The sequence below is a fragment of the Streptomyces sp. NPDC026500 genome (genome assembly GCF_055567635.1).
In genome coordinates this window covers 224,616-237,076 of record NZ_JBVHQB010000005.1, presented here as the reverse complement: position 1 = coordinate 237,076, position 12,461 = coordinate 224,616, and the positions used below count along the sequence as shown (strand labels likewise).

Annotated in this window: 13 protein-coding genes; 6 read left to right on the top strand and 7 right to left on the bottom strand. The window is 72.9% G+C overall.

Translation table 11 applies throughout. The features are described 5' to 3' along the window. Window position 1: 1 nt before the first annotated feature. Both ACZ4N5_RS11725 and ACZ4N5_RS11720 read left to right on the top strand, forming a co-directional pair. Window positions 2-589, top strand: a complete 588-nt coding sequence (locus tag ACZ4N5_RS11725) for a hydrolase (RefSeq protein WP_467756919.1) — start codon at window positions 2-4, stop codon at window positions 587-589. Window positions 590-627: 38 nt separating this feature from the next. Then, entirely contained in the window at window positions 628-1,557 is a 930-nt protein-coding gene (locus ACZ4N5_RS11720; RefSeq protein ID WP_467756918.1) for a LysR family transcriptional regulator, read from the top strand. 366 nt (window positions 1,558-1,923) lie between these two features. Here ACZ4N5_RS11720 and ACZ4N5_RS11715 read toward each other — a convergent pair whose 3' ends face one another. Both ACZ4N5_RS11715 and ACZ4N5_RS11710 read right to left on the bottom strand, forming a co-directional pair. After that, entirely contained in the window at window positions 1,924-2,838 is a 915-nt protein-coding gene (locus ACZ4N5_RS11715; RefSeq protein WP_467756917.1) for a ketopantoate reductase family protein, read from the bottom strand. A 143-nt stretch (window positions 2,839-2,981) separates the two neighbouring features. Further along, a complete protein-coding gene (locus ACZ4N5_RS11710; RefSeq protein ID WP_467756916.1) occupies window positions 2,982-3,746 on the bottom strand; it encodes an MBL fold metallo-hydrolase in 765 nt (254 codons plus the stop codon). A gap of 111 nt (window positions 3,747-3,857) precedes the next feature. Here ACZ4N5_RS11710 and ACZ4N5_RS11705 point away from each other — a divergent pair, with 111 nt between their 5' ends. Then, entirely contained in the window at window positions 3,858-4,088 is a 231-nt protein-coding gene (locus ACZ4N5_RS11705) for a DUF2277 domain-containing protein (RefSeq protein WP_467756915.1), read from the top strand. Between the two features lie 193 nt (window positions 4,089-4,281). Here ACZ4N5_RS11705 and ACZ4N5_RS11700 read toward each other — a convergent pair whose 3' ends face one another. From ACZ4N5_RS11700 to ACZ4N5_RS11685, 4 genes are all read right to left on the bottom strand, one after another. Continuing rightward, window positions 4,282-4,920 carry a DedA family protein gene (locus ACZ4N5_RS11700; RefSeq protein ID WP_467756914.1) on the bottom strand — a complete coding sequence of 213 codons (639 nt, stop codon included), beginning with the start codon at window positions 4,918-4,920 and terminating at the stop codon, window positions 4,282-4,284. 319 nt (window positions 4,921-5,239) lie between these two features. After that, window positions 5,240-5,695 carry a DoxX family protein gene (locus tag ACZ4N5_RS11695; protein WP_467756913.1) on the bottom strand — a complete coding sequence of 152 codons (456 nt, stop codon included), beginning with the start codon at window positions 5,693-5,695 and terminating at the stop codon, window positions 5,240-5,242. A 542-nt stretch (window positions 5,696-6,237) separates the two neighbouring features. Then, window positions 6,238-7,920 carry an alkaline phosphatase D family protein gene (locus tag ACZ4N5_RS11690; protein ID WP_467756912.1) on the bottom strand — a complete coding sequence of 561 codons (1,683 nt, stop codon included), beginning with the start codon at window positions 7,918-7,920 and terminating at the stop codon, window positions 6,238-6,240. 144 nt (window positions 7,921-8,064) lie between these two features. After that, on the bottom strand, window positions 8,065-8,709 hold the full coding sequence (locus ACZ4N5_RS11685) for an HNH endonuclease family protein (RefSeq protein WP_467756911.1): 645 nt from the start codon (window positions 8,707-8,709) through the stop codon (window positions 8,065-8,067). Window positions 8,710-9,188: 479 nt separating this feature from the next. Here ACZ4N5_RS11685 and ACZ4N5_RS11680 point away from each other — a divergent pair, with 479 nt between their 5' ends. Both ACZ4N5_RS11680 and ACZ4N5_RS11675 read left to right on the top strand, forming a co-directional pair. Further along, entirely contained in the window at window positions 9,189-9,770 is a 582-nt protein-coding gene (locus ACZ4N5_RS11680) for a TMEM165/GDT1 family protein (protein WP_467756910.1), read from the top strand. A gap of 442 nt (window positions 9,771-10,212) precedes the next feature. Next, entirely contained in the window at window positions 10,213-10,881 is a 669-nt protein-coding gene (locus ACZ4N5_RS11675; protein ID WP_467756909.1) for an HAD-IA family hydrolase, read from the top strand. Between the two features lie 224 nt (window positions 10,882-11,105). On the opposite strand, the gene ACZ4N5_RS11670 is transcribed toward ACZ4N5_RS11675, so the two are convergent. After that, on the bottom strand, window positions 11,106-11,252 hold the full coding sequence (locus ACZ4N5_RS11670) for a peptidoglycan-binding domain-containing protein (RefSeq protein ID WP_467756908.1): 147 nt from the start codon (window positions 11,250-11,252) through the stop codon (window positions 11,106-11,108). Between ACZ4N5_RS11670 and ACZ4N5_RS11665 the strand changes: the two genes are divergently transcribed. Continuing rightward, window positions 11,251-12,051, top strand: a complete 801-nt coding sequence (locus tag ACZ4N5_RS11665) for a hypothetical protein (RefSeq protein ID WP_467756907.1) — start codon at window positions 11,251-11,253, stop codon at window positions 12,049-12,051. The two genes, ACZ4N5_RS11670 and ACZ4N5_RS11665, sit on opposite strands and share 2 nt — an antisense overlap. Window positions 12,052-12,461 lie beyond the last annotated feature (410 nt).

Sequence of the window (12,461 nt, the reverse complement as noted above, 5' to 3'; positions counted from 1 at the left end):
CATGGCAGTCACCACGCTCGACCCCCGCACGGCGCTCGTCCTCATCGACCTCCAGCACGGCATCGTCGGCAACCCGGGCCTCGCCCCGTACGCCGCCGCCGACGTCGTGGAGCGGGCGGTCCGGCTCGCGGACGCCTTCCGCGGCCACGACCTCCCGGTCGTCCTCGTGCGGGTCACCGCCGCCGCCGACGGCGCGGACGCCGTACACGGCCGTATCGACGGCCCGAGCCGCGGCCGCGCCTTCCCGGAGGGCTGGGACGTCATCGTCGAGGAGCTGGCCGGGCACCCCGGGGACATCACCGTGACCAAGCGGAACTGGGGCGCCTTCTACGGCACCGACCTCGACCTGCAGCTGCGCCGCCGCGGGATCACCCAGATCGTGCTGGCCGGCATCGCCACCAGCATCGGCGTGGAGTCCTCCGCCCGCGCCGCCCACGAACACGGGTACCACGTCACCCTCGCCACGGACGCCATGTCCGACCTCGACCCCGAGACGCACCGCAACAGCGTCGAGCGGATCTTCCCCCGCCTCGGCGAGAGCGGGACGACCGAGGAGATCGTCGAGCTGCTCGACAAGACCCGGGCCTGAGCGGCCAACTCCTGCGGGCCGCAGCTACCTTGGGGTCCATGACCCTGGATGATCTTCGTGTGTTCGTCGCCGTCTGCCGGGCCGGGAGCCTGAGCGCCGTGGCCCGGGAGCTGGGCTGTACGCAGTCGGCGGTGAGCCAGCACGTACGCCGGCTGGAACGGGAGGTCGGGGTCGGCCTCGTCGAGCGGCAGGCCCGGGGCGTGGTGCCCACCCGCGCCGGGCGGGTCCTCGAACGGGCCGCGGCCGACGGGATCTCGGGCCTCGACCTCGCGCTGCGCCGGCTCGACGAGCTGGCGCGCGGGGGCGCCGGGACGGTACGGATCGCCACCGGCGGCACCACCGTGCGGCACTTCATGGCCGGGGCCGTCGTCGAATTCCGTCGGCGGTACCCCAAGGTGAGCCTGGAGTTCCAGACCGAGAACTCCAGCCGCGGCTGCTTCGACGCGCTCGCCGACCACGGCCTCGACCTCGCCTGGGTCACCCTCGGCCCACCCGTGCGCGGGGTCGAGCAGCGGGCCGTCGCCGAACTCTCCTGGGTGCTCGCCGTACGCGCCGACGACGAACTCGCCGCGCGGGAGCGGATCGAGGCGGAGGAACTGGCCGGACTACGGATCGTCGGACTGCCCGAGAACTCCACCTCCCGGGCCCATCTCGACGCCGCCTACCGGGAGTTGGGGATACCGGCGAGCGCCTCCGACACCAGCGTCGCCGACTGGGACACCGCGATCCTGCTCGCCGAACTCGGCCTCGGCCATGCGGTCGTCCCCGACCTGCCCGGTCTGCGTGGCCCCGGCCGCCCCGGCCTCCGCTTCCTCCCCGTACCGGCCCTGCCGCCCCTCACGGTCGGTTGGGCCGTACGTCAGTGGGACGCCTTGTCGCCCATGGCGCACGCGTTCGCCGACACGGTGTCCCGGCACTGCGCGGGCGCGGGCCCGAGCGCCGGGACGGGGACGGTGGCCGGGGACTGACGGGGACGGTGGCCGGGGACTGACGCCGACACCGGTCCCGTAAGCCCCCCGGATGCCCCGGATGAACGGCATCGGGTGACAACTGCCCGCCGCCCGGCCGCCCGAGCCGCCGCCCGGCTGTTCGGCCGCCGCCTGGCCGTCCGAGCCACTGCCCGGCTGTTCGGCGGCCGTCCGAGCCGGCCCGGCACCGGCACCCAGTACCGCCTGGATCGCACCGGCCCAAGACGCTGCCGGGCGCCCGGGTCCCGTAGCCCGGATGCCGTCGACCGCCGCCCGCCCCGGTCCCGGTCCCGTCGCCCCGGATGTCGTCGACCGCCGCCACGGTTCCGTCAGCCGCCCCGGACGTCATCGGGCGCCGCCCCGCCGTCAGTTGCTCGCGTCGGCGGTCGGCGTCAGGTCCCGGACCAGCCCGCTCGCCACCGGTACCGGCACCCCGGTCCGCTCCGCCGCCCGCAGCAACGCGCCGCCGATCGCGTCGAGTTCGAGTGTGCGGCCCGCTTCGGCGTCGCGCTGCATGGAGGACTTGGTGGCCGCCGGGAAGGCGTCGTAGCGGGCGAGAGCGGCCGCCGGATCGACGGGGGCTCCGCACGCGCGGCCGACCGCCGCCGTCTCCTCGACGAGGGCTGCCAACTCCGCACGGTGCAACGTGCGTACGTCGCCCACCGGCACTCCGTACCGCGTCGTCAGCAGCGCGAACGGCGCGAGGAACGACATCTTCGCCCAGAGCGTCGCCGCCTCGCCGTCCTGGACCCGGGCGCGCACCCCGGCCCACTCCAGGGCCCCGGCGAGTGTCTCGACCCGCGCTCGGGGTGCCGTGTCGGCGGTCAGGTCGACCTCGGCGAAGGGGCTGCCGTGCTCGATCACTCCCGGCGTGATCCGCGTCGACTCCACGCGGATCACGGCGGGGGCCACCTGCTCGGGGCGGTAGCGCTCGCGCAGCAGTGCCGGGTGCTCGACACCGTTCAGGAGCGGGACGATCAGGCCTTCCTCGCCCAGGGCCTTCGACGGGAGACGCTCCAGCGCGGCGTCCAGGGCCGTCGCCTTGACCGCGATCAGACACACGTCGGCCGGCTCGCGCAGTTCGGTGTCGGCCGCGACCCGCGCCGTGAAGTCGCCGAAGTAGCCGCTGCGCACCTCGATGCCGTCCGCGGCCAGCGTCCTGGCGGTCTCGTCCCCCGCGAGGCAGATCACCCGGTGGCCGGCGCGGGAGAGAAGCGCCGCGAGCAGTCCGCCGACCCCGCCCGGACCCAGCACCGCCACCGTCAGCCCGTCGTTCGCCATATGTCCTCGTTCCTCTCCGCGGGACCCCGAACGGGGCCCCGGAGATCGTCACAAGCGGCGGTCACCCGAGTCAATCCTCGGAGAACCTTGCCCAAGTCCAAGGATTTACTGGGGTATTGCGGTGAACGGGACCCCAGGCGCCGCTACGGCACCTGTACCGAAGCCCCGGGCTCCAGCAGCCGCAGCCGGTCCGTGAGACCCGCCTCCGCGAAGGCCTTCGTCAGGGTCGAGCCGTCCTGCGTGAAGTGGCCCCAGTGCTCGAAGTGCAGCGGGACGACCCGGGCGGCGCCGAGTATCTCCGCCGCCCGCGCCGCGTCCTCGCTGGTCAGGGTCAGTGGAGCGTCCGGCACCAGCGGGGTCCGCGCCGCGCCCGCGAACAGCACGGCCACGTCGAAGGGGCCCTCCCGGTCCGCGATCTCCCGTACGACGTCCAGGGACGCGTTGTCGCCGCTCACGTACACCTTCGGCAGCCCCTCCCCGGACAGCACGAAGCCGGTCACCTCGCCCACGAGTGGCAGCGAGCCGTCGGGTCCGTGCTGCGCCGGAACGGCCGTCACGGACAGCACTCCGCCGTCCGGACGCGCCAGTTCGACGGACTCCCAGGGGCGCAGGGCCCGCACGGGCGCGCCGATCCGCTCGTACGCCGAAACCGTCGACAGGGTCACCGGGGCGTCCTGGAGATACCCGCGCCCGGACGCGTCCAGGTTGTCCGGGTGCTGGTCGTGGGAGAGCAGGACGGCGTCGACCGGGCCGAGCTTCTCGGCCGGCAGCGCGGGCCCGGTGGTCTTCACCAGTTTCCGTGCGCCGACGGGGTACTCACCGGGAGCGTCGAAGGTCGGATCGGTGAGCAGCCGCAGGCCGCCGATCGCGATGACGGCGGTGGGGCCGCCGACGTAAGTGATCTCCATTGACGTCATGTTCTGCTCAATCCGTGGAACCGGCGGCGGTATTCCCGGCCGTGGCGGCCCCTCTTGCGCGACCGGTGACCAGGACGGCGCCGGACGCGCGAGACTGGAGTCATGTGCCGCAGCATCAAGACACTTCGCCCGCCCGCGATCCCCGAGGAAGCGACCGAGGAGGAGATCCGCGCCGCCGCTCTGCAGTACGTCCGCAAGGTCTCCGGGTTCCGCGCCCCGGCCGCCCACAACCGTGAGGTCTTCGACCGAGCCGTCGAAGCGGTCGCGGCGGCCACGGCCGAGTTGCTGGACGACCTGGAGGTGCGCGGGGCGGCGACCCAGCGCGCCGGATAGCGCGCCCCGCACAGCACGCGGTGTGTGGGCCGTAGCCCGCGAGCCCGTGGCCGCCCGCAGCGGTCAGGCCCTGGCGCGCAAGCCCGCGGCCCGTAGCCCTCAAGCCCGTGGCCCATGAGCCCGCGGCCCATGACGCCGCAGGCCTGCAAGCCCGCAGCCGGTGGTCCTTGGCTCGCAGCCGCTGGTCCGCGGCTCAGGCGCCGGTGCCCTGCTCCCGTACCATGGGCCGGCGCACGAGGTAGGCCGCGCCCGCTCCCGCGATGAACAGAGCCCCGAACGAGACGCCCGTCGCGAGCCAGGTGGCGCCCAGCCACTGGCCGCCGAAGTAGCCGAGGGCCACGCTGTAACCGGCCCAGGCCAGTCCCGCGAGGACCGACCAGGGCAGGAACTCGCGGACCCGGCGGTGCGCGGCGCCCGCGCCGAGCGAGACGACCGAGCGGCCGGCCGGCGCGAAACGGGCGACGACGACGAGTACGCCGCGGGCCCCGCCGCCGCGCGCCAGGACCTCGCCGAGACGTTCCTGCGCGCTGGTCAGGCGGCGGGACCGGGCGATGGCGCGATCCAGGCGGTCGCCGCCGCGCCAGGCGAGGCGGTACGCCATCAGGTCGCCGAAGACCGAGGCCGTGGCCGCGCAGAGGGTGAGCACCAGGATGTCGGGCACGGCGTGCGGAACGGCGCCGGTGGCCGTGGCGGAGCCCGCCGCGGCCGTCGCCGCCGTGATGACCAGGACACCGCTCGGCAGGACCGGCAGAAACACATCAAGAACGATGGACACGGCGACCACCGCGTAGATCCATGGGCTGCCCGTCAGCGACCCCACACTCTCCAGCACGAAACTCTCCCCCGACTCCCCCGTAAGCACGGCCGCGCCGCGACTCACGGGGGAGTGGCGGGGCGGCCTGTGACAGCCATACAGCGTACGCCGCGGATGTGACAGAAGATCCGCTGGGGGCACGTGTGTCGGTCACGTCACGTTCACGAGCCCGCACGTTCCGGTACTTCGTACGGCGCCGATGTCCGCCATGGGTGTGGATGGCGCCCTGGGTGAGCGGCTCCGCCGACGAGCCGGGCGGCCCCGTCGGCGAGGCCGAACGGTCCGGAGACGACGGCGCCCGCCTCCGTGAACCGGGGGCGGGCGCCTTCCTGCGAGGTCAGGCGGTGACGGGCTCCGCTGCCCGCTCGTCCTCGGCGGCCGAGGAGGTGCGGGCGGCGAGCAGCCGGTCGAGGCCGAGCGCGCCGGAGCCGGTGAAGACGAGGAGCAGCATGGTCCAGCAGAACAGCGCGGAGAGCTCGCCGCCGTTCTGGATCGGCCACAGGGCGGCCGACTGGTGGACGTCGAAGTAGGCGTACGCCATCGAGCCCGAGGCGATGAGCGCGGCGGCGCGGGTGCCGAGGCCGAGGAGCACGAGCGCCCCGGCGACGAGCTGGATGACGGCCGCGTACCAGCCGGGCCAGGTGCCCGCGTCGATGGTGCCGCCGTCGGTGCCCATCGCGCCGCCGAGGACGCCGAAGAGCGAGGCGGCGCCGTGCGCGGCGAAGAGCAGGCCGACGACGATACGGAACAGGGAAATGGCGTACGGCTGGGCGCTGTTGAGGCGTCCGGTCATGTGGGGGACTCCTTCGGTCTGGTTCGGTCCGGGAGGCCGGACCGTGGGACGGAACCGAGTGAGTCACCAAGGTTAGGTGGACCTAAGCTATACTTGCAAGTTCAACATTCAGCCACGGTCGGGCTTCCGTTTGTGGTTCCGCTTCGGTCGTCGTCGCACGTAGGGCCGTCCATGCCGCGACATCGGTACCCGAAAGCGTGACCGAATCTGCTCCGGGTCCGGCGCTCGCCGCGGTCACCCGGCCCACGCCCGCCCCGCGTCGGCATCCCGAGCGTGAACCGCAGTGCTTACGGGCGGCCCTGACGGCTGATCAGGCGACAGGGCCGCCGCGGTGCCGTCCGTCCCCGGTCTCGTAGCCGTCGACCGCGGGCGGGCGGCACTGTCCCGTCCGTGCTGTCCCCTCATCACGTCCCCTCATCACGGTCCCCTCATCACGGTCCCGTCTGCACGGTCCCGTCCGTATCGGCCGGGCGGGAGTCCGTCGGCGTTCCGTCAGCGCGTCCGGTTCCGGAAGCCGCACCCACGGAAGCGGATGGTCCGCCTCATCGCGCCGCCGAGTGCGGGGCGATCACGGACTCCTTCACGGTCGTCAGCCGGGCGCCCCTCGCCGTGCTGCCGGTGGCGCCGCCCCGCACCTCTCGTGCCTGTTCGAGGCGCAGCGACGCCGAACGGCCGTGCAGGGTCAGGGTCATCAGCTGATTGCCGAACCAAGGGCCGCCGGTCTTCCGCCAGTCGACCGGTGGGTGCCCGCAACGGCCGTGCCGGACGAGGAGGTTGCCGAACAGCCGGGCCGGACGGCTCCAGCCGAAGCGGAAGCCGAGCCGTATGGAGAGCGGGATGGAGTTGTGGACGGGGGAGCAGGTCAGCTGGAGAACCCGGGCGGCGGGCTGCCGGGCGGGGTCGGCCCAGACCGGATCGGCGACATACGCGTGGTGCACGTCTCCCGACAGCACGCACACCGTCGCCGGCGCGTCCTCGCCCGAACCGGCCTCGGCGATCAACTCCGCCAGCTCCTCGAACGACTCCGGGAACGCCGCCCAGTGCTCCAGATCGGCCGCGCGGCGCAGCCGCTCGCCGAACCGCGCCCATCGCGCGCCCCGCTCACCCCGGCACAGGGCGGCGTCCCACGTCTCCGCCTGGTGGATCAGCGGGGGCAGCAGCCAGGGCAGGGACGTGCCGATCAGGAGATGGTCGCGGGAGCCCGGCGCCTCCAGGACCTGCTCGCGCAGCCAGGCGGCCTCGCCGGGATCGAGCATCGAGCGGTGCTTCTCGTCCAGGACGCGGGCCGCGCGGCTGTCGAGCATCAGGACACGGGTCCGGCCGAAGTCGCGGCGGTAGCTCCAGCGGACCGAGGCCGGGTCGCGGTCGGCCTGGGCGGCGAAGGCGCGCAGCACGTCCGTGCCGTCGGGGGTCTCGCGTACGGCCGCGTACAGCAGGTCCGCGGCGAGTTCGCCGGGGGAGAGGTTGCCGAGGTGCTGGTGGACCCAGTACGACATCAGACCGCTCAGCACCCGCTCGCGCCACCACGGGGTCGCCCGGATCTCCGCGACCCAGGCCGCGCTGGTGTTCCAGTCGTCGATGACGTCGTGGTCGTCGAAGATCATGCAGCTGGGTACCGTGGACAGCAGCCAGCGGATCTCCGGGTCGAGCCAGGATTCGTAGTAGAGGCGCGTGTACTCCTCGTAGTCCGCGACCTGATGGCCCGGGGGATCCGCCAGACCCCTTCGCGCTGCGATCCACTCGCGGGTCGCCTTCGAGACCTCGTCCGCGTAGACCTGGTCGCCCAACAGCAGGAGCACGTCAGGGCGTTCGCCGTCCGGGGTCGCGGCGATCCGGGCGGCGAGGGTGTCCAGGGCGTCGGGCCCGACCGGGTCCTTCTCGTCCGCGGGCGGCGCCGCCCAGCGGCAGGAACCGAAGGTGACGCGGACGGCGGCGTCGTCGCCCTCGGGGGTGCGGACGGCCGAGGGGGGAAAGGGCGAGTCGGGCAGCGGCCAGACGGTCGCCTCGTCCAGCAGGATCTCGTACGCGGTGACCGTGCCCGGCGTCAGTCCGCTCACCGGCACCAGCGCGTAGTGGTGGCCCGCGATCTGGAACGTTCGGGCCTTTCCGCCCGCGCCGTCCGCGCAGCGCACCTCGGCGGTGCACGGACGGCTCGCCTCGACCCAGAAGGTCGCGGACGAGCCGTCGACGTACCTCAGCAGCGGTCCCAGGCGCAGTTCAGCCATGATGATCCCCCTCCTCCGTCGCCCCGTACGGTACGGAACGACGGAGGCCTGTGGGGAGGTTCCGGAGACCGTGGGAACACCGTGGGGGGAACGGTGTCCGGAACCCGGGCGACCTGGGCCGCCGGTCTGTGACGCCCGTGCGGGTCAGCAGCCGCTCAGGACCGAGCTCAGCTTCGACTTCTCCGCGGAGTCGACCTTGAGGTTGTAGTAGTACTTCACCTGGACCCAGGCGCGGACGTAGGTGCAGGCGTACGAGCTGAGCGAGGGCATCCACTCGGCCGGGTCCTTGTCGCCCTTGGACTGGTTCACGTTGTCCGTGACGGCGAGCAGCTGCGGGCGCGTCACGTCATTGGCGAAGGCCTGGCGCTGGGCCGTGGTCCAGGCGCTGGCGCCGGAGTCCCAGGCCTCGGCGAGCGGCACGAGGTGGTCGATGTCGACGTCGGAGGCGGCGGTCCAGGTGGCGCCGTCGTAGACGGAGTACCAGCTGCCGCTGGTGGCCGCGCACGCGGAGTCGGTGACGACGTTCGAACCGTCGCGCTTGAGTATGTACTCACGGGTGTTGCAGGTGCCGCTGATCGTGATCCACGTGGGGAACAGATCACGGGCGTAGCCGGTGCGGTTCTCCGTCGCGACGGTGAGGGACGCGAGGTAGGTGCGGGCGGTGGCCGCGCTGACCGGGGTGGGGAGGGCGGCGGAGGCGGTCGGGCCGTTGAAAACACTGGCCATGGCTATCAGGCCCGTGATGGCTGCGAGTATGCTCAGCCGTCGACGCGCGTAGACCTTTGGCATGCGAACTCCCTTGGGGTGTGGGGGCGTTGGAGCGAGCGAACGAATGCTCGCGGCGTCGTATTGCCGGGAGGTAAGTGCGCGGTTAGAAGTTAGTGACGTGCACATGACATGACAAGGTTTATGGCAGAACTTTCGGCTCGGGGGGAAAGCCCGTCCGCGGGACTTTCGGCCCTGGGGGGCCGCTTCGCGGGTCGCGTACCATGGACGGCGCAGAAGGGGAGTAGCTCTTCGCCGGACCGTCGACATACTGCTCAGCTCGCCTGAGCCGGCGCCCGGAGGCAGACCTCGTTCACGAGGTCGGCCAGCGAGACCTTCGGCAAGCAGTGCACTTGCCCGTGCCGGGACCTTCCGGCGTGGGTGCTTCTGCCCGCGCCTCCCGGTGCGGGTGTCGCTGTGTGCTGCCGTGCCGAGGAGTCGCGCAGTCGCAGCACGCGCAATCGCAACACTCTCGGCGGGGCAGCCCGACCGATTGAGGAATTTTGATCAGCTTCAGCGTGATGGCGCTCGTCTTCGGTGTCGTCTTCCTTGCCGAACTGCCGGACAAGACGGCCCTCGCCGGACTCGTCCTCGGCACGCGCTACCGCGCCTCGTACGTCTTCGCCGGTGTCGCCGCCGCGTTCGCCGTCCATGTGGCGCTCGCGGTCGCGGCGGGCAGCGTGCTGACGCTGCTGCCGCAGCAGATCGTGCACGCGGTCACCGGTGTGCTGTTCCTCGGCGGTGCTGCGGTGCTGCTGATGAAGAAGGGCGAGGACGAGGAAGAGATCCGCAAGCCGGAGAACCAGACCTTCTGGAAGGTCTCCGGGGCGGGCTTCATGCTCATCCTGGTCGCAGAGTTCGGCGACCTCACCCAGATCATGACGGCGAACCTCGCCGCGCGGTACGACGATCCGCTGTCGGTGGGGCTCGGCGCGGTGCTGGCGCTGTGGGCTGTCGCGGGGCTCGGGATCGTCGGCGGCAGGGCGCTCATGAAGCGGGTGCCGTTGGACCTGATCACCAAGGTCGCGGCGATGCTGATGCTGGGGCTGGGGGTCTGGAGCCTGTACGAGGCCGTGGCGGCCTGAGTCCTGTCCCGCGGGGCGCTCTTCGCGGCCGGGCACTCGCCCCCGGCGGGGCGCTCTTCGCGGGGCTCCGTGTGGTGCCGGGGTGGGGCTCGGCGGGCGCCCCGGCGGCCTGGCCTCTGTGGGTGCGTCGAGGGCCGGGCGTGGCCACTGTCCCCGTGCGAGTGCGTGCGGCCGCCTCCCCCGGAGGGGGCCGGCTGTGGGCGGATGCCGGGTCTCCCGCCGGGGGCCGGCAGTCGGTGTCCGGAGGGTGTCTCGATGGCGTCCTGGGGGTTGCGTTTGCTGTCCGGGTGGATAAAGGGCAGGTCAGGGGCAGTGGCGCCGAGGAGGCTTGTTTTGTATCTTGTAGGAACAAAGTGGTTCCCGTCCGCACCTCCCTGACCGGCGGGCGGGGCCGCCTTGTTTCCCGGGGGTGTGTCGACCCCCCATATCTGCGTTTTGGAGCATGCCGATGACGACGGCCACCACCGTTCTGACCACCCGCGCCCTCCTGCTCGACATGGACGGCACCCTCGTCAACTCGGACGTCGTGGTCGAACGCTGCTGGCGCGGCTGGGCCGACCGGCACGGGCTGGACGGGGACGAGGTCATGAAGGTCGTCCACGGCAGGCAGGGCTACGCCTCGATGGCGGTGCTGCTGCCGGACCGGCCCATGGAGCAGAACTACGCGGACAACACGCTGATGCTGGCCGAGGAGACCACCGACATGGACGGCGTCGTCGCGATTCCGGGAGCGCCGGAGTTCCTGGCCTCCCTCGCGGGAGTGCCGCACGCGCTCGTCACCTCGGCGGATGTGGCGCTGTCCGGCGGGCGGATGGCCGCCGCCGGGCTCGGACTTCCCGACGTGCGGGTCACCGCCGAGTCCGTCGGCGCCAGCAAGCCCGATCCCGAAGGCTTCCTGAAGGGCGCGGCCGAGCTGGGGATCGCGCCCGAGGACTGTGTCGTCTTCGAGGACTCCGGAGCGGGGATCGCCGCGGGGCGGGCCGCCGGAATGCGGGTCGTCGGGGTCGGTCCCCGGGCGGGATTCCACGGGCCGGACGTGCTCGTGCGTGATCTGACCGAGGTACGGGTCGAGGTCGTCGGGGACGGGACGGTTCGCCTTCACATCGGCTGAGGGCCGGGAGGGCTGGGGGAGAGGCTGGGTGGAGGGTTTCTGCCCCCTCCGTCCCCTCCGCCCCTCCGTCCCCTCCGCCCCCTCGGTCCCTGCCCTTCCCGTGCCGCTGCTCCCGCCCTGGACCCCGCTCCTGGAACGCCGGAGGGGCCGCATCCTGCCCCCGCGGACAAGAGCGCACGGCCCGTGACCCGTCGCGCACCCTGCAGGCGGTACCCGGACACCGGTTACGGCTCCGCCGTCTCCGCCTCCAGGCTCGCCCGCGTCGCCGGGCCGTACACACCCGGGTCGTCCCCGGTGATGCCTCGCGCCCACTGGTACCAGCGCACGGCGTCTTCGAGGTGATGCTCGAACTGGCCGTCGGCTTTCCGCATGTACATCCTGAGCTGGCTCAGCCGCAGCTGGAGCTCGGTCACCTCGGGCCCGCTGTCTCCGCGCCGCAGGGTCTGCGCGGTCAGTCCGCCCGAACCGCCGCCCCCCGTTGACGCCACCGATCCCGTCGCGGTCGCCGTCGCGCTGGGCGGTGCGGACGTCGGCGTCGGCGAGGCCGACCCGGACGGCGTCGGGGACGTGTCCGATTCGGACGCCGACGGCGACGGGCTCGCGCTCGGCGAGGAGGCCGAAGCCGACGGCGCCGATGACGTCGAGGACGCGCTCGCCGACGGTGACGTCGAGGCCGTGTCGGACAGCACCTCCGGCACGCTCGCCCTGGCGTCCTTCGGCAGGGCCCCGTCCCGCGCGGGAGGGTCGTACGAGAGCAGTCCGCTCGCGAACCCCGCCGCGGCCACCATCGTCACCACGACTCCGGCGACGGCGACGACCCCGGTCCGTCGGCGACGCCCCGGCCGACCGGCGGCCGAGGCTCCCGATCCGGGCTCCGGGGAGCGCTCCTGGAAGAGGCGGACGTCGGTGGCACGCGCCTCCGAGGGAAGCGCCGTCAGTCGCATGGTCGCGTCGGCCGGCATCGCTGGCGATCGCGTCGCCGCGTCGGCCGGCACCGGGGCCAGTTGCATGGTCGCGTCGTTGGGGACGGCGGCCAGTTGCATGGTCGCGTCGTTCGGAACCGGGGCCAGTCGCATGGTCGCGTCCGCCGGAATCGCGGCCGGCTGCATGGTCGTAGCGCCGGCGTCCTCTCCGTACGCGGGAGGCATCGGCGTGCCGCCGACCGGCTGAGTTCCGTCCATGGAACCCATCGGCCCGGCGCCGTCGACCGGCGCGCTGCCGCTCGGAGGTGCTCCATGGCCGCTCACCGGCGTGTAGGAGCCATCCGGCGCCCAGGTACCCGCCCCGGCGGCCTCCGAAGGCCCTCCGGCCCTGGGGGCGGCGTGCCTGGGTCCGCGTGCCGGTCCGGCCGGCCCTGGTCCGGCGGGGTCCGGATCGCCGGAGCCCCCGCCCGGCCCCCGACCCTCTCCGGGATGCCCGGAATTCTCCGTACCCAGTTCTACGTAGGGGCGTATGCGCAGCGGGTTGAAGTCCTCCGCCGCCGCGGCCTGCGCCGTGCGCTCGTCGCGCAGGGCGTCGGACGCCCTGCGGGTGCAGGCGCAGGACGGGGTGCCGTCCTGCGCCCGGTGTGCGGCGCACTC

What these genes read in the sequence shown, in the direction of transcription:
- ACZ4N5_RS11675 (WP_467756909.1), top strand. Translation starts at nt 10,213, where the DNA reads ATGCCGATGACGACGGCCACCACCGTTCTGACCACCCGCGCCCTCCTG.
- ACZ4N5_RS11695 (WP_467756913.1), bottom strand. Translation starts at nt 5,695, where the DNA reads ATGACCGGACGCCTCAACAGCGCCCAGCCGTACGCCATTTCCCTGTTC.
- ACZ4N5_RS11705 (WP_467756915.1), top strand. Translation starts at nt 3,858, where the DNA reads ATGTGCCGCAGCATCAAGACACTTCGCCCGCCCGCGATCCCCGAGGAA.
- ACZ4N5_RS11715 (WP_467756917.1), bottom strand. Translation starts at nt 2,838, where the DNA reads ATGGCGAACGACGGGCTGACGGTGGCGGTGCTGGGTCCGGGCGGGGTC.
- ACZ4N5_RS11670 (WP_467756908.1), bottom strand. Translation starts at nt 11,252, where the DNA reads ATGCGGAAAGCCGACGGCCAGTTCGAGCATCACCTCGAAGACGCCGTG.
- ACZ4N5_RS11720 (WP_467756918.1), top strand. Translation starts at nt 628, where the DNA reads ATGACCCTGGATGATCTTCGTGTGTTCGTCGCCGTCTGCCGGGCCGGG.
- ACZ4N5_RS11725 (WP_467756919.1), top strand. Translation starts at nt 2, where the DNA reads ATGGCAGTCACCACGCTCGACCCCCGCACGGCGCTCGTCCTCATCGAC.
- ACZ4N5_RS11710 (WP_467756916.1), bottom strand. Translation starts at nt 3,746, where the DNA reads ATGGAGATCACTTACGTCGGCGGCCCCACCGCCGTCATCGCGATCGGC.
- ACZ4N5_RS11665 (WP_467756907.1), top strand. Translation starts at nt 11,251, where the DNA reads ATGTACATCCTGAGCTGGCTCAGCCGCAGCTGGAGCTCGGTCACCTCG.
- ACZ4N5_RS11685 (WP_467756911.1), bottom strand. Translation starts at nt 8,709, where the DNA reads ATGCCAAAGGTCTACGCGCGTCGACGGCTGAGCATACTCGCAGCCATC.
- ACZ4N5_RS11690 (WP_467756912.1), bottom strand. Translation starts at nt 7,920, where the DNA reads ATGGCTGAACTGCGCCTGGGACCGCTGCTGAGGTACGTCGACGGCTCG.